At 77.7% G+C, this 22008-nt stretch carries 3 protein-coding genes and 1 pseudogene; 1 reads left to right on the forward strand and 3 read right to left on the reverse strand.

Going from position 1 to position 22008, the window contains the following annotated elements:
* Positions 1-23 precede the first annotated feature (23 nt).
* Positions 24-1187 carry an acyl-CoA dehydrogenase family protein gene (locus AWC08_RS11135; RefSeq protein WP_065136293.1) on the reverse strand — a complete coding sequence of 388 codons (1164 nt, stop codon included), beginning with the start codon at positions 1185-1187 and terminating at the stop codon, positions 24-26.
* Positions 1188-1314: 127 nt separating this feature from the next.
* On the opposite strand from AWC08_RS11135, the gene AWC08_RS11140 reads away from it, so the two are divergent.
* Positions 1315-2310 carry a MaoC family dehydratase gene (locus tag AWC08_RS11140; protein WP_069433674.1) on the forward strand — a complete coding sequence of 332 codons (996 nt, stop codon included), beginning with the start codon at positions 1315-1317 and terminating at the stop codon, positions 2308-2310.
* A gap of 14 nt (positions 2311-2324) precedes the next feature.
* On the opposite strand, the gene AWC08_RS36410 is transcribed toward AWC08_RS11140, so the two are convergent.
* Complete coding sequence (locus tag AWC08_RS36410; RefSeq protein ID WP_159459981.1) at positions 2325-20237, reverse strand: PE family protein; 17913 nt, start codon at positions 20235-20237, stop codon at positions 2325-2327.
* Between the two features lie 299 nt (positions 20238-20536).
* Positions 20537-22008: pseudogene (locus AWC08_RS36415) on the reverse strand (PE family protein); the annotation flags it as partial.

Consider the following 22008-nt stretch of genomic DNA (forward strand, 5'->3'; position numbering starts at 1 on the left):
GGGCAGGCCGAAGCAGACCCCCGTCAAATCCCGCCGCGCGACACCAATTGTGCGGCGATGACGTTGCGCTGGATCTCGTTGGTGCCCTCGCCGACGATCATCAGCGGTGCGTCCCGGAAATACCGTTCCACGTCGTATTCGGTGGAGTAGCCGTAGCCGCCATGGATCCGCACCGCGTTCAGCGCGATCTCCATGGCCACCTCGGAGGCGAACAGCTTGGCCATGCCGGCCTCCATGTCACAGCGCTCCCCGCTGTCGTAACGCTGCGCGGCATAGCGGGTGAGCTGGCGTGCCGCGGTGAGTTTCGTTGCCATGTCGGCCAAGTAGTGGCCCACGGCCTGGTGCTTCCAGATCGGCTGCCCGAAACTCTCGCGCTGCTGCGCGTATTCCAGCGCGTCCGCTAAGGCCGCGGTGGCCACGCCCAGCGCGCGGGCGGCCACCTGTATCCGGCCAGTCTCCAATCCCTTCATCATCTGCGAAAAACCTTGGCCCGTAACGCCTCCCAGCACGGCCGAGACCGGAACCCGGAAGCCGTCGAAGGCCAGCTCGCACGATTCGACGCCCTTGTAGCCCAGCTTGGGCAGATCGCGCGACACCGTCAGGCCCGGTCCGTGCTCGACCAGCAACACCGAGATGCCCTGATGCCGGGGCGTGGCGTTGGGGTCGGTCTTGGCCAGCAGCGCGATGAGCCCGGAGCGGCGCGCATTGCTGATCCAGGTCTTGGAACCGTTCACCACCAACGTATCTGGGTCATCGCGGTTCGGCAGCGCGGTGGTGGTCATGCTCTGCAGATCGGAGCCGCCGCCGGGTTCGGTGAGGGCCATCGTGGCCCGCAATTCGCCGGTAGCCATGGGTGGCAGGTACTTTCGCTTCTGTTCCGGGGTGCCGAACAATGTCAGCAACTTGGCGACGACGGTGTGCCCGCCCATCGCGCCGGCCAGACTCATCCAGCCGCGGGCGAGTTCCTGGGTCACCTCCACGTAGCACGGCATCGAGACCGGTGAACCGCCGTACTCCTCGTCGATGGCCAGGCCATAGATGCCGATGCGCTTCATCTGCTCGATCCACGCCTGCGGATAGGTGTTGGCGTGCTCGACCTCGCGCACGGTGGGCCGCACGTCGCGATCGATGAACGCCCGCACGGTGGCCACCAGCATCGCTTCGTCCTCGCTGAGTGCAGTGCTCATCGTGGCTCCTTCCCGTCGGCCGAGCGTGAACCTGACGACGTCGAACCGGCGTGTCACGTCGTCAAATTCACTTTCGGCGAGGCGCGTGTTTGACCCTCGCTGAGACAGCCTGCCAGCATGACATTCCGTGACTGACGGGTATACGGCGGTGCGTGCGGGCGGGCCCTACTTCGACGACCTGGCCGTGGGGCAGGTATTCGACTGGGCGCCCTCGGTCACCCTGTCGCCCGGTCTGGCCGCGGCCCACCAGGCGATCATCGGCGACCGGCTGCGGTTGGCGCTGGACGCCGATCTGTGTGCCGCCGTGACGGGCGCGCCGGCCGCCCTGGCCCACCCCAGCCTGGTGTGCGACGTGGCGATCGGGCAGTCGACGCTGGCCACCCAGCGGGTCAAGGCCAACCTGTTCTACCGCGGGCTGACGTTCCACCGGTTCCCCGTGATCGGTGACACCCTCTACACCCGAACCGAAGTCGTGGGTCTGCGCGCCAACACGGCCAAGCCCGGCCGGGCGCCCACCGGACTGGCGGCGCTGCGCATGACGACTATCGACCAGGCCGATCGATTGGTGCTGGACTTTCACCGCTGCGCGATGCTGCCCGCCAGCCCCGACTCGGTGGCGGGATCCGGCCGCGATGACGACCTGTCGGTCCTCGAAGCGCCACCTGCGGCGGTGAACCCCACCCAGACGTGGGACGGCGAGGCGTTCCGCGCCAAGGTGCCGGGCCCGCATTTCGACCCCGGCCTGGCGGGTGCGGTGCTGCACAGCACCGGCGACGTCGTCACCAGTGCCCCCGAGCTAGCCCGTCTCACCCTGAATATCGCTGCCACGCACCATGACTCGCGGGTCGGCGGCCAGCGGCTGGTGTACGGGGGACACACCATCGGGCTGGCGTTCGCGCAGGCCAACCGGCTGCTGCCCAACCTGGCCGCGGTGCTGGGCTGGGAATCCTGCGATCACACCGGCCCGGTGTACGAGGGGGACACCCTCTACAGCGAGCTGCACGTCGAGTCGGCCACCCCGAGCTCCAACGGGGGGGTGCTGGGGCTACGGTCGCTGGTCTACGCGGCCGGCGAGCCGGACCGGCAGGTGCTGGACTGGCGTTACCGGGCGCTGCAGTTCTAGACCCGCTGGGCCGGTCAGTTGCCGGCCTTGCCCGTCGACCCGATCGCGCCGGTGAGGCCGTCGGTGCCGGTGCCGTCGCCCTTGCCCCCGGTCCCGCCGCTGCCCGCGCTACCGCCAGCGCCGCCGGTGCCGGCGGTTCCGTTGCCTCCGCCGATGCCGCCGGTGCCGGCCGCGCCGCCGGTGCCCAGGACGCCACCGTCGCCGCCGTCGCCGCCGCTGGGACCCTTGCCGCCGTTGCCGCCGTTGCCGTTGGTTCCGACTGCGGCGTTCCCGCCGACACCGCCGGTCTGCAGCGCCAACGCGCTGCCACCGTTGCCGCCCTTGCCGCCGTTGCCGCCCAGGCCGCCGTTGCCGGAGGTGGCCCCGCCGCTGCCGCCGGCGCCGCCGGCGCCCCCGGCGCCACCTTTGCCTCCGGTGCCGCTGTCGCCGCCGTTGCCGCCGTCGGGGTGCGCCAGGGTTCCGGCCGCCCCGTTGCCGCCGGTGCCGGGTGCGCCGCCGTTGCCGCCGATGCCGCCGTTGCCGCCGATGCCGCCGTTGCCGGCACCGAGGGCGTTGCCGCCCGCTCCGGCCGCGCCGCCGGCTCCGCCGGCGCCGCCGTCGGCGCCCTTGCCGCCTGCACCGTTGGTCACGCCCCCGAAGGTCGGGTCACCGGCCGCGCCGTTGCCACCCGCCCCACCGGTGCCGCCGGTGCCGCCGTTGCCGCCGGCGCCGCCGTTGCCGGCGACGGTGCCGCCCAGACCGCCGGCCCCGCCCTTACCACCGGCTCCACCGGCCTGACCGGTCGAGCCGTTGCCGCCCGGGCTGCTGCCGGCCGCGCCGGCCGTGCCCGCGGTGCCGTTGCCGCCGTTGCCGCCCGCGCCGCCGGTGCCGTACTGGCCGGCGTTGCCGCCGGCTCCGCCGTTACCGCCCGCCTTGCCGGGGTCGGTGGCCGCGTTGTAGCTGAAGCCGGCGCCGCCGTTGCCGCCGTTGCCGGTCTGGGTGGTGGGGGTGGTGCCGGCCGCGCCATCGGCACCGGAGCCGATGCCGCTGCCGTTTAGACCGCCCTTGCCGGCGGCCCCCACGGTGCCCGTGTTGCCGCCGTTGCCGCCCTTGCCGCCGTCGGGGTTGGCGAACGTGCCCGCAGCGCCGTTGCCCCCCGCGCCGCCGGTCCCGGCGGCCCCGCCGTTGCCGCCGTTGCCGCCGTTGCCGTCGGGGCCGTTGGTCCCGGTGCCCAGCGCCGTGCCGCCCTTGCCGCCGGCGCCGCCGTTGCCGCCCGCGCCGCCGTTCGCGCCGTTGTTGCCGTTGGTGCCCGCACCACCGTTCACACCTTGGACGCCGGTGGTGCCGTTCGCGCCGCCGCCGCCGTTGCCGCCGTTGGCACCGGTGCCGCCGGTGCCGCCCGCGCCGCCGTTTCCGGAGATGGTGCCGCCGTTACCGCCTGCTCCGGCATTGCCTCCGCTACCGCCGGCCTGACCGTTGACGCCTGCGCCGCCGTTCGACCCGGCGAAGCCGTTACCGCCGTTGCCGCCCGTGCCGCCGTTGCCGTAGGTCCCGCCGTTGCCGCCGGCCCCGCCGCTGCCGCCGCTGGCGCCAGCCGTGCTGGTCTGGGTGAAGCCGTTGCCACCGTTGCCGCCGTTGCCGACCGGGCCGGCGAAGCCGGCGCCGTCGCTGCCGTTGCTGCCGGTGGTGCCGGTGCCGCCGCTGTTGGAGCCGCCGGTACCGCCCTTGCCGACGATCGCGGTGCCGCCGTCGCCACCCTTGCCACCGTTGGGGTTGGTGGAGGTGCCGTCGGCGCCCTTGCCGCCATCGCCCGGAGTTCCGGCCTTGCCGCCGTTACCGGCGTTGCCGCCGTTGCCGTCGGCACCGTCGGTGCCGGTGCCGAGGGCTTTGCCGCCGAGCCCGGCGTTGCCGCCGTTGCCGCCGGCGCCACCGGTGCCGCCGTTGCCGCCGTTCTGTCCGGCGCCGCCGTTCGTGCCGGCCGTCCCGGCCGAACCGGCCACGCCGTCACCGCCGTTGCCGCCGTTGGCGCCGATACCGCCGGTGCCGCCGTTGCCGCCGTTGCCGAAGCCGCTGCCGCCGGTGCCGCCGGTGCCGCCGTTACCGCCGGCGCCACCGGCCATGCCGTCGGTGCCGCTCGCTCCGGCGCCGACGCCGCCGAGGCCGGCCGTGCCGGCCGAGCCGTTGCCGCCGTTGCCGCCGGCGCCGCCGTTGCCGTGGTTGCCGCCGTTGCCGCCGGCGCCACCGCTGCCGCCGGCCGTGCCGGGGTTGGCCGCGGTCTGGCTGTAGCCGTTGCCGCCGGATCCGCCGCTGCCGATCACACCGCCGACCGTGCCGCCGTCGGTGCCGTTGGTGCCCGCCTTGGTGTTGGAGGTGCCGCCGGTACCGCCCTTGCCCGCCGTCTCGTTGCCGCCGTTGCCGCCGTTGCCGCCGTTGGGGTTGGTCACGGTGCCGGCGGCGCCGTTGCCGCCGTCGCCCGGGGTGCCGGCCTTGCCGCCGTTGCCGCCGTTGCCGCCGGTGCCGTCACTGCCGTTGACGCCGTTGGTGGCCGTGCCGCCGACCCCGCCGTTGCCGCCGTTGCCGCCGGCGCCGCCGGCGCCGCCGTTGCCGCCGTTCTGGCCGCCGCCGATGCCGGTGCCGTACTGGTCGGCATCAGCCACGCCATTGGCGCCGGACACACCGTTGCCGCCGGCCGTGCCGTTGCCGCCGTTGCCGCCGGCTCCTCCTTGGCCTCCGTCGCCGGAGATCGATCCGCCCTTGCCCCCGGCCCCACCGTTGCCGCCGGATCCGCCCGCGCGGCCGTTGACGCCGGAGTCACCGGACTTGGTGCCGTTCGCACCGTTCAGGGAGCTGTCGACACCGTTGCCGCCGGCGCCGCCGTTGCCGCCGTTGCCGATGTTGCCGCCGTTGCCGCCGGCGCCGCCGTTGCCGCCGCTGGCGCCCTTGGTGAGCGGGTTGTATCCGGCGCCGCCCTGGCCACCGTTGCCGGCCGGGGCGGTGACGGAGGCGCCGTTGGCGCCGTTGGTCCCGGGAGTGGACCCGGTGCCGCCGCTGCCGCCGATCCCGGCCTTGCCGGCGTTGCCGCCGTTGCCGCCGTTGCCGCCGTTGGGGTTGCCGACGGTGCCCGCCGCGCCGGTGCCGCCGTTGCCCGGTGTTCCGGCCTTGCCGCCGTTGGCGCCATTGCCGCCGGTGCCGTCGGTGCCGTTGCTGCCGCTGCCGTTGAGCAGCGCGCCGGCCTTGCCGCCGTTGCCGCCGGAGCCGCCATTGCCCCCGTCGCCGCCGCTGCCGCCGTCCTGGCCGGCGCCGCTGTTGACGCCGGGCAGGCCGGACTTGCCGCTGACGCCGTTGCCGCCCCTGCCGCCGGCCGCGCCGTTGCCGGCCGCGCCCCCGCTGCCGGCGTTGCCGGCCAGGGTGCCGCTGTTGCCGCCGGCGCCGCCGCTGCCGCCGGACCCGCCGGCCTGGCCGCTGGTGCCGCTGCTGCCGGCGGCGACGCCGTTGACGCCCACCTTGCCGGCTGTGCCGTTGCCGCCGGCGCCGCCGTTCCCACCGTTGCCGATGGTGCCGCCGTTGCCGCCGGCCCCGCCGTCGCCGCCGGTCTTGCCCGGGTCGGTGAGGGGGTTGTAGCTGAACCCGGTGCCACCCTTGCCGCCGTTGCCGGCGGTACCCGCGGGGACGGTGCCGGCCTTGCCGTCGGCTCCGTTGACGAAGCCGGTGCCGCCCTTGCCGAGCGCGCCGCCGGCGCCGATGTTGCCGCCGTCGCCGCCCTTGCCGCCGTTGGGGTTGCCGTAGGTGCCGTTGCCCCCGTCGCCGCCGTTGCCGCCGACCCCGGTGTTACCGCCGTTGCCGCCGGCACCGCCGTTGCCGGTCTGGTAGCCGGGGGCGGACGGCGCACCGCCGTCGCCGCCCTTGCCGCCGGCGCCGCCGTTGCCGCCGCCACCGCCGTGACCGCCGTTACCGCCGTTGATCCCGCCGCCGCCGTTGCCGCCGGTGCCGCCGGTGCCTCCGTCGCCCGCCGCGCCGCCGTTTCCGCCGTCGCCGGCGATGCTGCCGCCCAGGCCACCCTTGCCGCCGTTGCCGCCATTGCTGGCATTGCCGCCGATGGTGCCGTCGGCGCCCGGTGTGTTGCCGTCACTCCCGGTGGTGCCCTTGGCGCCGCTGCCGCCCTTGCCGCCGGTGCCGCCGGTGCCGTACTGCCCGGCGTTGCCGCCGACGCCGCCGTCGCCTCCGGCCTTGGTCGGGTCGGTGGAGTTCCAGCCGGCCCCGCCGGTGCCGCCGTTGCCGGCAATGGTGGTGGGGGTGGCGCCGTTGGCACCGTTGGCGCCGGGGATGGTACCGCTGCCGCCGGTACCGCCGGTGCCTCCCAGGCCCGGGTTGGCGCCGTTGCCTCCGCTGCCGCCGGTCGGGTTGGCGGCGGTGCCCGCGGCACCGGTGCCGCCGACTCCGCTGACGCCGCCGATACCGCCGTTGCCGCCCGCGCCGCCGTTGCCGACGGTGCCGCTGGTGACGGTTCCGGCATTGCCGCCGGCGGCCCCCTTGCCGCCGGTCCCGCCGTTGCCGGCATCGCCGCCCTTGCCGCCGTTGATGCTGAAGTCGCCGGTGCCGCCCTTGCCACCGACGCCGCCGGCACCGCCGTCGCCGCCCTTGCCGCCGTTGCCGCTGTTGCCGGCGATGGTGCCGCCGTTGCCGCCCTTGCCGGCCGCGCCGCCGTCGCCACCGGTGCCGCCGACGCCGCCGTTCTGGCCTGGGCCGCCGGTGGTGCCGGTCACTCCGGTGCCGCCGGTGAAGCCGTTGCCGCCGTTGCCACCGTTGCCGTAGGCGCCGGCGTCGCCGCCGTCACCGCCGGCGTAACCGGTCTGCCCGGCGCCCGGGGTGCCGAACGCGTTGCCGCCGTCGCCGCCGTTGCCGGTGGGGGAGGTGGGCGTGATGCCGGGTGTGCCGTTGGCACCCGTGCCGCCCGGCCCGGTGCCGGGAACGCCGGCGCTACCGCCGACGCCGGGGTCGCTGCCGTTTCCGCCCTTGCCGCCGCCGAGGAAGCCGTTGCCACCCTTGCCACCGGCGGCGCCCAGGCCGCCGTCGCCGCCGTTGCCGGCGTTGCCGCCCACTCCGACGTTGGTGTCGAGGCCGTTGCCGCCGTTGCCGCCGGCCGCGCCGTTGCCGGCGTTGCCGCCGGCGCCGCCTTTCCCGTTCAGGGTGCCGCTGTTGCCGCCGTCGCCGCCGGCGCCACCGTTGCCGCCGTTCTGGCCAGTGGCGCCGTTGGGATCGGTGGGCGTCCCGTTGGCGCCGGCCTTGCCGGCCGCGCCGCTGCCGCCGTTACCGCCGGCGCCGCCGTCGCCGTACAGGCCGCCGTCGCCGCCCTTGCCGCCCTTGCCGCCGTTGGCGCCGGGGGTGGTCGCGTTGTAGCCGTCGCCCCCGTTGCCGCCGTTGCCGCCGACGCCCGTGGGAGTGGTGCCGTTGGTGCCGTTGGCGCCGTTAAGGCCGGAACCGGTGCCGCTGCCGTTGACGCCGCCGCTACCACCGGTGCCGCCGCTGGCACCGGTACCGGGGTTGCCGCCCTTGCCGCCGGCTCCGCCGTCGGGGTTGGCGAGGGTGCCGGCGGCACCGTTGCCGCCGTTGCCCTGGGTGCCGCCGTTGCCGCCGTTGCCGGCGTTGCCGCCGGCCCCACCGGCGCCCGCCGTGCCGCCCACGCCCGCAGTGCCGCCGGCCCCGCCGACGCCGCCGTTACCGCCGGTGCCGCCGACGCCGCCGTTGCCGCCGTTCTCGCCGCCGCCGATGCCGTTGCCGTACATGTTGGAGTTGGGCAGACCGTCGTGGCCGTCGACGCCGTTGCCGCCGTTGCCGCCGCTGCCGGCGTTGCCTCCGGCGCCGCCCTGGCCGCCGTTGCCGATGGTGGTGCCGCCGGCCCCACCCGCGCCACCGGCGCCGCCGGCGCCGCCCTTGCCACCGTTGATGCCGGAGTCGCCGGTGTTGAGGCCATTGGTGCCGGCCGCACCGTTGGAGCCGCTGCCGCCGGCCCCGCCCTTGCCGCCGTTGCCGTTGCTGCCGCCGCTGCCACCCTGGCCGCCGGCGCCGCCATTGAGGCCGTTGCCCTTGGCATCGGTGGCGTTGGGCGCCCAGCTGTAGCCGACACCGCCGTCACCGCCGTTGCCCGACGGGCCGGTGAAGGCCGCGCCTGCGGTGCCGTCGGCGCCACTGACGTCGCCGCCTCCGTCGAGGCCACCGGTGCCGCCGGCGCCGGCCGACCCGACCTTGCCCGCGTTGCCGCCCGCGCCGCCGGCAGTGCTGCTGGTGATGCCCGCCGCGCCGCTACCGCCACTGCCGGAGCCGCCCGCCGCGCCGCCGTTGCCGGCGTTGCCGCCGGTGCCGACCGTTCCGGCGGTGCCGTACAGCCCGGCCTTGCCGCCGGCGCCGCCTGCTCCGCCGTTGCCGCCTGCCCCGCCGCTGCCGCCATCGCCGCCGTGCTGGCCGCCACCCACACCGTTTTGGTACTCGTTCAGGCCGGAGACGCCGTTGGCGCCGTCCGCGCCGGTGCCGCCGGCACCACCATCTGCGCCGGTGCCGCCATTGCCGCCGGCGCCGCCGTCCCCGAGATTGATGCCGGCGTCACCACCGACGCCGCCCTTGCCGCCGGCTCCGCCCGCCTGACCGGTGCCGCCGTTCTTGCCCGCGCTGGCGCCGTCCTTGCCGAGGGCGCCCGCTACACCGTTGCCGCCGTCACCGCCGGCTCCGCCGCTGCCGTAGTTGCCGCCCTTGCCGCCGGCGCCGCCATCGCCGCCGTTCGCGCCGGCGGCCGTCGAGGTGAATCCGGCGCCACCCTTTCCGCCGTTGCCGACCGGGGTCTGCGGCAACGCGCCGTCGATGCCGTACTTGCCGGTGCCGATTCCGTTGCCGTTGCTGCCGCCGATACCGCCGGCGCCGACCGTGCCGGCGTTGCCGCCGTTGCCGCCGACCCCGCCGTTCGGGCTGGTGGCCGTGCCGGCGGCACCCATGCCGCCGTCGCCAGGTGTCCCGGCGTTGCCGCCGTTACCGGCGTTGCCGCCGGCGCCGGACGCGCCGGCGACGCCCTTCGTTGAGCTGCCGCCCACGCCGCCGGCACCGCCGTTACCGCCGTTCGCCCCGTTGCCGCCGTTGCCGCCGGCCTGCCCCGCGCCGTTGTTGACGCCGGCCACACCGTTCGCGCCATTTTGTCCGGTACCGCCCGTGCCGCCGTCGCCGCCGCTACCGCCGGCGCCACCGGCGCCGCCGTTGCCGAAGTTCACGCCGGCCTTACCGCCGCGGCCGCCGGCGCCGCCGGATCCGCCGGCTTGGCCGTTGCCGCCGCTGTCGCCGGCTTTGGCGCCGGTGCTGCCGTTATTGCCGGCCACACCGTTGCCGCCCTGGCCGCCGTTGCCGCCGTTGCCGTAGTTGCCGCCGTCACCGCCGGCTCCGCCGTTGCCGCCGCTGGCGCCGGCGGCCTGCGGGTTGAACCCACTGCCGCCGTTGCCGCCGTTGCCCACGGGCCCGGCGACGTTGGCGCCGTTGGCGCCGTTCGCCGCGGTGCCGCCGCCACCGTTGGTGCCGCCGGCGCCGCCCTTGCCGACGGCTCCGGCGTTGCCACCGTTGCCGCCGGCACCGCCGTTGACGTTGGTGCTGGTGCCAGCCGCGCCGTTGCCGCCGCTGCCGGGCGTGCCCGCGTTGCCGCCCTTGCCGCCGATGCCGCCACTGCCGTTGGTGCCTGCCGTGGCGCCGGCGCCGCCGGCCGTCCCGCCCTTGCCGCCGTCGCCGCCGGCCCCGCCGGTGCCGCCCGCGCCGCCGTCGCCGCCGGCCTGACCGCCACCGATGCCGTTGTTGTAGTTGTTCTGGTCGCTGACACCGTTGGCCCCGGTGATGCCGGTGCCGCCGCCGCCGGCCGCGCCGCCTGCCCCGCCGTTGCTGGCGTTGCCGCCGCCGGCGTTGGTGCCCGCGGTGCCCGCGGTGCCGCCGTTGGTCGCTCCGGCCGCACCACCGGTGCCGCCGGCTCCACCGTTGCCGCCCTTGCCGCCGGCGCCGCCGTCGCCACCGGCGTAACCGGCGCCGTTGTTGAAGCCGGAGCTTCCGTTGGCGCCGGCCGCGCCGGTTCCACCGTTGCCGGCGGTGCCCGCGTTACCGCCCTTGGCCGCGTTGCCGCCGTTGCCCGCCGTGCCCGCCCCGGCGCTGCCGTTGGCGGCTCCCGCGGCGCCACCTGCCCCGCCGTTGCCGCCGGCGCCACCGTTTCCGGCGTTACCGCCGGCGGTGCCCGAGCCGCCGACACCGGTGGTGGCGACGCCGTTGCTGCCGTCTATGCCGCTGCCGCCGGCGCCGCCGACGCCACCGTTGCCGCCCAGACCGCCGGTGCCGCCCTTGTAGCCGCTGCCCGCGCCCTTGCCTCCGGCGCCTCCGGCGCCGCCGGTGCCGCCCGCGGTGCCGTCGGCGCCGTGGGGGTTGTTCGCGTTGACTCCGTTCGAGCCGGGCGTGCCGGCCGCGCCGTTCCCGCCCGCACCGCCGTTGCCGCCGTTAGCCCCGGTGCCGTTGCCACCGGCGATGCCGCTGCTGCCGCCGGTGCCGCCGGTACCGGCGGTGCCGCCTCCGCCGCCTGTGCCGGTGGCACCGGCGTTGCCGCCCGCCCCACCAGCGCCGCCGTTCGGGTTGGCAGTGGTGCCGCCCACACCGTCCCCGCCGCTACCGGCCGCTCCGGAATTGCCGCCCTTGCCGCCCGCACCGCCGTTGCCGTTCGCGCCCGCCGTCCCGCCGGCACCACCCGTGCCCGCGGTGCCGCCGCCACCACCGGCACCGCCCTTGCCGCCCGTGCCGCCGGCGCCGCCGTCGCCGCCGGCCTGGCCGCCGCCGATCCCGGTGCCGTACTTGTTGACGTCGGCCACCCCGTTGGCACCGGTGATGCCGGTGCCGCCGGATCCGGCCGCGCCGCCGGCGCCGCCGCTGCTGCCGGCGCCGCCGCTGCCGTTGCTGCCCGCGGTGGCGCCGATACCGCCGGCCGCCCCCGCGTTGCCACCCTTGCCGCCCGCGGCGCCGTTACCACCGGCGCCGCCATTGCCGCCGGCGTAGCCGGCGCCGTTGTTGAGTCCGGTGACGCCGTTGGCGCCGTTGGCGCCGAGCCCACCGGCGCCCGCGGTTCCGGCCGCGCCCCCGTTGCCGCCCGCGCCGCCGTTGCCGGAGGTGCCCTTGCTGATGCCGGTGCCGGGCGTGCCCGCGGCGCCGCCGGCGCCACCGGCCCCACCGGCGCCACCGGCGCCGGCGTTACCTCCGGCCTGACCGGCGTTGCCGATGCCGGTGGTTGTCGTGCCGTTGGCCCCGGTCACACCGGAGCCGCCCTTGCCGCCCGCGCCGCCCTGGCCGCCGGCTCCACCGTTACCGGTGGTGGTGCCGACTCCGCTGGCGGTGCCGCCGGCGCCGCCGTCGCCACCCTTACCGCCGCCTGAGCCGGCGGTGCCGCTGTCGCCGGGGTTCACACCGTTGGCGCCGTCGGCGCCGGCCGCGCCGTTACCGCCGGCGCCACCGCTGCCGCCGTTGGCGCCTGCGCCGCTGTTTCCTGCGGTGCCGCTGCCGGCGGGACCGGTGCCCGCCGTGCCGCCCAGGCCTACCGCGCCCGCGTTGCTGCCCTTGCCGCCGGCTCCGCCGTCGACGAGCGCACTGGTGCCGTCGGCGCCGCGACCGCCGTTGCCGGCGGTGCCGGCGTTGCCGCCCTGACCGCCGTTGCCGCCCTTGCCGCTGGCGCCGTTAGTGGCGCCCGCACCGCCGGCTGAGCCGCCGGTGCCGCCAGTCCCGCCGGCCCCGCCCTTGCCGCCTGCCCCGCCATCGCCACCGGCTACTCCGGCGCCGCTGTTGACGCCGGCCACGCCGTTGGCGCCGGTGACCCCCGCGCCGCCGTTACCGGCAGCTCCGCCGGCGCCGCCGTTGCTGGCAGCGCCGCCGTTACCGTTCGCGCCTGCCTTACCGCCGGTCCCGCTGCCGGCGGCTCCGCCGGTGCCACCGTCGCCGCCGTTGGCCCCGTTGCCGCCGGCCCCGCCGTCACCCCCGGCCGTACCGGCGCCACCGTTAACGCCGGCCACGCCGTTGGCGCCGGTCGCGCCTATGCCGCCCTTGCCCGCGAGGCCCGCGTTGCCGCCGGAGCCGGCCGCTCCGCCGCTGCCCGACGAACCCGCGGTACCGCCGCCGGTGCCGGCACCGCCGGCGTCGCCGCCCTTGCCGCCGGCTCCACCGCTTCCGCCCGCACCTGCGTTGCCGCCGGCCACGCCGGTACCGCCGTCGACACCAGACCCGCCGGTGCCACCGATGCCGCCGGTGCCGCCCTGACCACCTGTGCCACCGATGCCCTTGCCGCTGGCGGTCCCGCCGGCGCCACCGTCACCGCCCTTGCCGCCAGCGCTGCCACCCGTGCCGCTGTCACCCGGGTCGACGCCGTCTTTACCGGCCGCTCCGGCCGCGCCGTTACCGCCGGCGCCGCCGTTACCGCCGTTGGCGCCCGCTCCATCGGCGCCGTTGGCGCCGTTGCCGGCAAGCCCACTGCCGCCCTTACCGCCAGCACCGACCGCACCGGCGTCACCGCCCTTGCCGCCGGCCCCGCCGTCGACGAACGTGCTGGTGCCGTCGGCGCCACGGCCACCGGCACCGGCCGTGCCGGCGTTACCGCCCTGGCCACCGTCGCCGCCCTTGCCGTCGGTGCCTGCCGTCGCGCCGATGCCGCCGGCCTTACCGCCGGTTCCACCGGTCCCGCCGTCGCCGCCCTTACCGCCGGCGCCACCGCTGCCGCCGGCCTGACCCGCACCCGCGTTGGACCCGGCCTGGCCGCTGGCGCCGGTGATCCCGGCGCCGCCGGAGCCCGCCGCCCCGCCGGCGCCGCCGCTGCTCGCGGCGCCACCGTTGCCGTTGGCGCCGTTGATGCCGCCGCCAGCGCCGCCCGCTCCACCGACACCGCCGTTGCCGCCGTTGCCGCCGGCGCCGCCGGCCCCGCCGTCACCGCCGGCGTAGCCGGCGCCGTTGTTGACCCCGGCCACACCGTTGGCGCCGGCCGCGCCGATGCCGCCCTTACCCGCCGTGCCGGCCGCGCCGCCGCTGCCGGCCGCACCGCCGTCACCGCCCTTGCCGGCGGTCGGACCACTACCGGCCGCGCCGCCTTTACCGCCGGCTCCGCCGTCGCCGCCGCTGCCGGCGTTGCCGCCCGCCTGGCCCGCGCCGCCGGCGCCCGTGGTGGCGACGCCGTTGTTGCCGTCGACGCCGGAACCGCCCTTGCCGCCCGCGCCGCCGCTACCGCCGGCCCCGCCGTCGCCGCCGATGGTTCCGACTCCGCTGGCCGTGCCGCCGGCCCCGCCGTCGCCACCTTTGCCGCCAGCTTGACCGTTGGTGCCGTTGCCTCCTGCGGTCGCGCCGTTGGCCCCGGCCGCGCCGTTACCGCCGGCGCCACCTTTACCACCGTTGGCGCCGGACCCGGACAGGCCGTCCGCGCCCTTGCCCGCGGGCCCGACACCGCCGGTCCCACCGGCGCCGACCGCGCCGGCGTTGCCGCCCGTACCGCCGGCGCCGCCGTCGACGTAGGTGCTGGTGCCTTCGGCGCCCCGACCGCCGGTGCCGCCGGTGCCGGCGTTGCCGCCCTTGCCGCCGGCTCCGCCGCTACCGTCGACACCCGCGCTGCCGGTGAGGCCACCGGCCTTTCCGCCGGCGCCGCCCGTGCCGCCGGCGCCGCCCGTGCCGCCGGCGCCGCCGTCACCACCGGCTACGCCCGCGCCGTTGTTCAGGCCGGCCACGCCGTTGGCTCCGGCCGCACCCGCACCACCTCGGCCGGCCGCGCCGCCCGCGCCGCCGTTGCTGGCCGCGCCGCCGTTGCCGTCCTTGCCCGCGGCGCCACCGCCGCCGCTGCCGGCTTGACCGCCGGCGCCGCCGTTGCCGCCGTTGGCGCCGTTACCGCCGGCGCCGCCGTCGCCGCCGGCGACACCTGCGCCGTTGTTGATGCCGAGCACACCGTTGGCGCCGCTGGCGCCCGCGCCGCCCTTGCCCGCGGTGCCGGCGTCGCCACCGTTGCCCGCTGCACCGCCGCTGCCCGCCTTGCCCGTGACACCGCCGCCGGTGCCGCCGCCACCGGCGTCCCCGCCCTTGCCGCCGGCCCCGCCGTCACCGCCGCTGCCGGCGTTGCCGCCGGCCTGGCCGGCGCCCACACCGGTGCCGTACACGTCCTCCCCGGCCACCGCATTGCCGCCGTTGAGACCGGAGCCGCCCTTACCGCCCGCGCCGCCCTGACCACCGGCGCCACCGGCGCCGCCGTGTGTCCCCGCGCCGCTGGCCGTGCCGCCGGCACCGCCGTCGCCGCCCTTGCCGCCGGCGCTGCCGTTGGTGCCGCTGTCGCCGGCGTTGAGGCCATTGGCGCCGTTCGCCCCGGCCAGCCCGTTGCCACCGGCACCACCGCTACCGCCGTTGGCGCCGGCTCCGGACCCACCGGCCAACCCGTTCCCGGCCGGCCCGACACCACCACTGCCGCCGACGCCGACCGCGCCGGCGTTGCCGCCCTTGCCTCCGGCGCCGCCGTCCACGGCGCCGGTCACGCCGTCGGCGCCGCGGCCACCGTCACCGGCCGTGCCGGCATTGCCGCCCAGACCACCGGCCCCGCCCTTGCCGTCGGCACCTGCGCTGCCAGTGAGACCGCCGGCCTTGCCGCCGGTACCGCCGCTGCCGCCGTCGCCGCCCTTACCGCCGGCCCCGCCGTCGCCACCGGCGACACCCGCGCCGTCGTTGGTTCCGACCTGGCCGTTGGCGCCGTTGACGCCGGCGCCACCGGCCCCGGCCGCCCCGCCGGCGCCGCCGCTGCTGGCCGTACCGCCGTTGCCGTCCTTGCCCGTGGTGCCACCGCCGCCGCTGCCGGCCTGGCCGCCAACCCCACCGTTGCCGCCGTTGCCGCCCTTGCCGCCGGCGCCGCCGTCGCCGCCGTCGTAGCCGGCCCCGTTGTTGACCCCGGCGGCGCCGTCGTGACCGTGCGCGCCGATGCCGCCCTTGCCGGCAGCGCCCGCCGCGCCGCCGTTTCCGGCATCACCGCCACTGCCTGCCTGACCTGCGATGCCGCCGCCGGTGCCGCCGCTGCCGGCGTCGCCGCCCTTACCGCCCGCGCCGCCGTCACCACCGCTACCGGCATTGCCGCCGGCCTGGCCGGCCTGCCCGGCACCGTCGGTGGCAACCCCGTTGCCCCCGTCGACGCCGCTGCCGCCCTTGCCGCCCTGGCCGCCCTTGCCGCCGGCCCCGCCGCTGCCGCCGTGCGTGCCTGACCCGCTGGCCGTGCCGCCGGCACCGCCGTCGCCGCCCTTGCCACCGGCGAAGCCGTCGGTGCCGCCCTCGCCGGGGTTGACACCGTCGGCGCCGTCAGCCCCGGCCAGGCCGTTGCCGCCGGCACCACCGTTGCCGCCGTCCGCGCCTGCTCCGGCCCCACCGGCCAACCCGTTTCCGGCCGGACCGATTCCGCCGCTACCGCCTAGACCGACCGCGCCGGCGTTGCCGCCTTTACCGCCGGCACCGCCGTCCACGGCACCCGTCACACCATCGGCACCGCGACCGCCGTCGCCGGCCGTGCCGGCGTTGCCGCCCTGGCCGCCGGCCCCGCCCGTTCCGTCGGCACCCACTGTGCCGGTGCCGCCGCCGGCCTTGCCGCCGGTGCCGCCGCTGCCGCCGTCGCCGCCCTTACCGCCGGCCCCGCCGTCGCCGCCGGCGACGCCCGCACCGTTGTTCTGGCCGGGCACACCATTGGCGCCGTTGACGCCGGTACCACCAGAGCCGGCCGCGCCGCCGGCCCCGCCACTGCTGGCCGCGCCGCCGTTGCCGTCCTTGCCGGTGGCGCCGCCGCCGCTGCCGGCCTGGCCGCCGGCGCCGCCGTTGCCACCGTTGGCGCCGTTGCCGCCGGCGCCGCCGTCGCCGCCCGCGTAACCGGCGCCGCTGTTGACACCGGCCAGCCCGTTCGCGCCGTTGGCGCCGTTACCGCCCTTGCCCGCTGTGCCAGCGTCGCCGCCGCTACCGGCCGCACCGCCACTGCCGGCCTGACCTGCGATGCCGCCGCCGGTGCCGCCGCTGCCGGCGTCACCGCCCTTGCCGCCCGCGCCGCCGTCGCCGCCGCTGCCGGCATTGCCGCCGGCCTGACCGGCGCCGCCGGCACCATTGGTGGCAGCGCCAGTGTCACCGTCGACACCTGAGCCGCCCGTGCCGCCGGCGCCACCAACGCCGCCGGCGCCGCCGTCACCGCCGTGCGTGCCGGCACCGCTGGCGGTACCACCAGCACCCCCGTCACCGCCCTTACCGCCGGCCACGCCGTTGCCGCCGCTGGCCCCGGCGCCCACGCCGTTGGCACCGGCCGCCCCGGCCAATCCGTTACCGCCGGCGCCGCCGTCGCCACCGTTGGCACCCAGCCCGCTCAGGCCCGCGGCACCGTTGCCGGCAGGTCCGGTGCCACCGCTACCGCCCAGGCCGACCGCGCCGGCGTTACCGCCCTTGCCGCCGGCTCCGCCGTCCACGGCGCCGGTCACGCCGTCCGCGCCGCGGCCACCGGTCCCGGCGGTACCGGCATTGCCGCCGGCCCCGCCGGCGCCGCCCTTGCCGTCGGCACCCGCAGTGGCTCCTAATCCTCCGGCCTGACCGCCGGTGCCGCCGGTCCCACCTGCGCCGCCCTTGCCACCGGCCCCGCCGTCACCACCGGCGACGCCCGCACCGTCGTTTTGACCGGCCACACCATTGGCGCCGTTGACGCCGGTACCACCAGAGCCGGCCGCGCCGCCGGCGCCACCGCTGCTGGCCGCGCCGCCGTTGCCGTTCGCGCCCGCGCTACCACCACCGCCGCTGCCGGCCACACCGCCGACGCCGCCCTTACCGCCGTTGGCGCCGTTACCGCCGGCCCCGCCGTCACCACCGGCGTAGCCGGCGCCGTCGTTGACCCCGGCCAGACCGTTCGCGCCGGTGGCGCCGCTACCGCCCTTGCCGGCCGCGCCCGCGTCGCCGCCGCCGCCCGCCGCGCCACCGGAGCCCGCCGCGCCTGCCGCACCACCCAGGCCGGTTCCGCCCGCAGCCCCGCCTTTACCGCCATCGCCGCCATCGCCGCCGCTACCGGCATTGCCGCCGGCCTTACCGGCGCCGCCATCGCCTGTGGTCGCGAGGCCGTCGAAGCCGTCGACGCCGCTGCCTCCCTTGCCGCCGGCGCCGCCCTGGCCCCCGGCGCCACCGGCACCACCGTGCGTTCCCGCACCGCCCGCAGCGCCACCAGCTCCACCGTCGCCGCCCTTACCGCCGGCCAGCCCGTCGGTGCCGCTGTCGCCCGCGCTGACGCCGTTGACGCCGGCCTTACCTGCCGCGCCGTTGCCGCCGGCGCCGCCGTTACCGCCGTTGCCGATGTTGCCGCCGTCGCCACCGGCGCCGCCGCTACCGCCATTGCCACCGGCCACGGTCGCGCTGTAACCCGCACCACCGTCGCCGCCGGAGCCCGCCGGACCTACTACGGCCGCGCCGTTGGCGCCATCGACGCCCGTGCCGCTTCCGCTCCCGTTGAGACCACCCTTGCCACCGGTGCCCGCAGTACCGGCGTTACCGCCCTTACCACCCGCAGCTCCGTCGATGTGGTTCGCGTCGCCGGCCGCGCCCACGCCACCGTCGCCGGGTCGCCCGGCCGCGCCGCCGTCGGCACCGGCGCCGCCGGTACCCGCGGCGCCCGCCACGCCCTTGCCGAGCACCGTGCCGGCCTTGCCGCCGGCCCCGCCGCTGCCGCCGGCCCCGCCGTCGCCGCCACTGCCTCCGGCCTGCCCCGCCTGGCCCGCGGCCGCGCCGTTCTTGCCATCGACGCCGATTCCGCCGGCGCCGCCGGCACCACCGTGACCGCCCGCGCCGCCGGCGCCGCTGTTGCCCGAGATTGAACCGCCATTGCCGCCGGCGCCGCCGCTGCCGCCGGATCCGCCGGCGGAGCCGCTGGTACCGCTGTCACCCGGGTTGAGCCCGTTGACGCCCGCCTTGCCGGCCGCACCGTTGCCGCCCGCACCACCGGCCCCACCGTTGCCGTAGTTGCCGCCGTGCCCGCCGCTACCACCGTTGCCGCCACTGGCGCCGGCAACCGAACCCGCGGATGCGTCATAGCCCGCTCCGCCGTTGCCGCCGTTACCGCCGCTTCCGGTGGTCGTGGTGCCCGCCTTGCCGTGCGCCCCGACGACCGAACCCGACCCACCGGTGCCGCCTGCGGCACCGACGCCGTTATTGCCGCCGTTGCCGCCGTTGCCGCCGTTGGGATTGGCGGCGTTGCCCGCCGCGCCGTTGCCGCCGTTGCCACCGAGTCCACCGGTGCCGCCGTCGCCTCCGGCCCCGCCGCGACCGGTTATGCCGGATTCGCCGAACAGCAGGCCGCCCCGGCCGCCGGCGCCGCCGCTGCCGCCGTTACCACCGATGGCGCCGATGCCACCGTCCCCACCGTCGGTGCCGTTGCCGCCGGGGAAGGTTCCGTCAATGCCGTTGGCGCCCTGGGTGCCGATACCGCCCTTGCCGCCGATGCCGCCGTTGCCGCCGTTGCCGCCGTCGCTGAAGAGCAGGCCGCCCCGGCCGCCGGCGCCGCCGTTGCCTCCCGTGCCGCCGTTGACGCCGGTGAGTCCGGCTCCACCGTTGGCGCCGTTGCCGCCCACGCCGCCGTTGCCGTACAACCAGCCGCCGTTGCCGCCGGCGCCGCCGTTACCGCCCGGGTTGCCGGCGCCACTGGCCCCACCGCTGCCGCCGGTGCCACCGGTGCCCAGCAGCCAGCCCGCGTTGCCGCCGATCCCGCCGGTGCCGCCGGCCGCGGCGCCCGCACCACCGGTGCCACCCGCTCCACCGGCGCCGTACAACCCGCCGGCGCCACCGGCGCCACCCAGCCCGCCATTGCCGGTCTGGCCGATGCCACCGGCGCCGCCGGCGCCGCCGGAACCGCCGGACAGCCATCCCGCGTCGCCGCCCGTTCCGCCGCCGCCGCCGGTAGCGCCCATGCCGCCGGCACCACCGGCGCCGCCCGCGCCGGCCAGCAACCCGCCGTGGCCGCCGTGGCCGCCGAACCCGGCCTGGCCGCCCACCGTCGGACCGGCGCCGCCGGATCCGCCGGCACCGCCGTTGCTGAACAGATATGCGTCACCACCGCGGCCGCCGGTGCCGCCAAAGCCGGTCGGACTGGTGTTTCCGCCCCCGGCCCCGCCGGTGCCGCCATCGCCGTAGAGGTACCCGCCGTGGCCGCCGGCCGCGCCCCAGCCGCCGTTAGCGCCGGCGCCGCCGGCTCCGCCGGTGCCTCCGGCACCGATCAACCAGGCCCGGCCGCCGGCGCCCCCGGCGCCGCCGGTTCCCAGGCCGTTCAGGTTGGCGCCGCCCGCGCCACCGATACCACCGCTGCCGTACAGCCAGCCGCCACTGCCGCCGGCGCCACCGGCCCCGCCGTTGCCGGTGGTCGAGGCTCCGCCGGCCCCGCCGACGCCACCGTTGCCAATCAGACCGGCACTCCCGCCGGCCCCGCCGGCCTGTCCGGCCGCGCCCGCCGCGCCGGCACCGCCGTTGCCGTAGAGCAATCCACCCGCGCCGCCGGCCGCACCAGGGGTGCTGCCGTTGGCTCCGTCACCGATCAGCGGGCGTCCGAGCAGCACCTGGGTGGGAGTGTTGATCGCCCCGAGCACCGCCTGCTCGAGTCCGGCCAGCGGTGCCGCGTTAGTGGCCTCGGCGAGGCCGTAGGCACCCGCGCCCGTCGACAGGCTCTGCATGAAGCGGCTGTGGAACTCGGCGGCCTGGGCGCTGATCGCCTGATACGCCTGCCCGTGGTTGCCGAACAGCGCTGCGATCGCCGTCGACACCTCGTCCTGCGCCGCGGCCAGCAGCTCGGTGGTCGAGGCCGCAGCGGCCGCGTTCGCCCGCTCCAGGGTGGCCCCCAGACCGGCGAGATCCGAGGCCGCGGCTGACAGCACATCCGGCGATGCAATTACGTACGACATTGGGAACCGCCCACTAGCTAGGTCACGACCCGAGAGGTCGTTTACATGTCCCCAGGTCATGCTGATCGGCCAGGCCGATACGAACGATAACTGGAAAACCCTGAGACCATACTGACATTTGTCCAAAAACAGGGTAAATCATCTAAATAGTCTCGAAAGAGTGGTATGCGCCACACTTAAGACATTCAAATGGACAGAGACGGGTGGGTATGGACCATCCGTCACGGCAGGGATGACCTAGAGTACCCGCGCTCACTTCGTCAGAAGGATGCTCAGGTCGGTTATCGGATAACTCGTGCTTAGCCGGTCACCCCGGGCTGCCCGAAGAAGCCGCCACGGCCCCCGCTGCCGCCGGTACCGGTGGTGCCCACCGGGGCGCCCACACCGCCGGCGCCGCCGCCGCCGCCGTTTCCGCCGTTGCCGATGAAGGTGGCGTTGCCACCGCCGCCACCGTTGCCGCCGGCCCCGCCGGGCTGCGGGCTCAGGTTGTCGCCGCCCGCGCCGCCGACGCCCCCCGCCCCGCCGTTGCCGAAGATGAACCCGCTGTTGCCCGCGGTACCGCCGTACCCACCGGCCGCACCCGTGCCGACGGGGTTGCTTCCGGCGCCTGCCGCGCCGCCGGCGCCGCCGCCCCCGCCGTTGCCCAACAGGAACGTCGATGCGCCGGCGCCGCCGTTGCCACCCGCACCGCCGGTCGCCCCGATTCCGCCGGCCCCGCCGGATCCGCCGGCCCCGCCGAACGCGCCGTTGCCGTAGATGAATCCGCTACCGCCGGCATTGCCGCCCTGACCGCCGGCCCCGGCGGCCGTGCTGACATTGTGGTCGCCCCCGCTGCCTCCGGCGCCGCCATTGCCGCCGGTGCCGAAGATGCGCGCGGTGCCGCCGCTGCCGCCGGCACCTCCATGGCCGCCGGTCGCGAGGAAGGTGCCGCTGCCGCCCGCGCCGCCCGTCCCGCCGTCGCCGCCTACGCCCCAGATCCATCCGGCGTCACCGCCGGTGCCGCCGGCGCCGCCGTTGCCGGACCCGGCGACGGTGACCAGCCCGGCACCGCCGCTGCCGCCGTTGCCGCCGAAGCCGAACAGCAGTCCCGCGGCGCCGCCGTTGCCGCCGGCCCAGCCGTTGCCGTCCGCGACGGTGCTGACCCCGTCGCTGCCGGCACCGCCGTGACCGCCGCTGCCCAGCAGCCAGGACCGGCCGCCGGCACCCCCGCCGGAGGGCAGTTCGACACCGCCGCTGCCGCCGTTGCCGCCGTCGCCGAACAGCAGGCCACCGTTGGCGCCGGCACGCCCGGTGCCGCCGTCTCCGCCGTTTCCGATCAGGAACCCGGCCCGGCCGGCGGTGCCGCCGATCGCGCCGTTGCCGCCGTGACCGCCGTTGCCCAGCAGCCACGAGTTTCCGCCGCCGCCGCCGATGCCGTCGCCCGCTCCGCCGGCTCCGCCGCTGCCGCCGGCGGCGCCGTTGCCGAGCAGGAACCCGGCGTTGCCGCCGGCCGCCCCGTTGCCGCCGATTCCGCTGGTGCTGCTGCCGCCGGTGCCGCCGATGCCGCCCCGGCCGAACAGCCAGGCGTTGCCCGCCGTACCGCCATTGCCGGCGGCGCCGCCCAGGAATGTCGTCGATCCGCCGTGCCCACCGGATCCTCCGGTCCCGATCAGGAAGCCGCCGTTGGCGCCCGCGCCGCCCGCACCGCCGACCCCGCTCACGCTGCTGGCCCCCGAACCGCCGGAGCCGCCCTCGCCCAGTAACCAGGCGTTGCCGCCGGCGGCAGCGGCGG

It is taken from the genome of Mycobacterium gordonae (assembly GCF_002101675.1).
Taxonomy (GTDB): domain Bacteria; phylum Actinomycetota; class Actinomycetes; order Mycobacteriales; family Mycobacteriaceae; genus Mycobacterium; species Mycobacterium gordonae.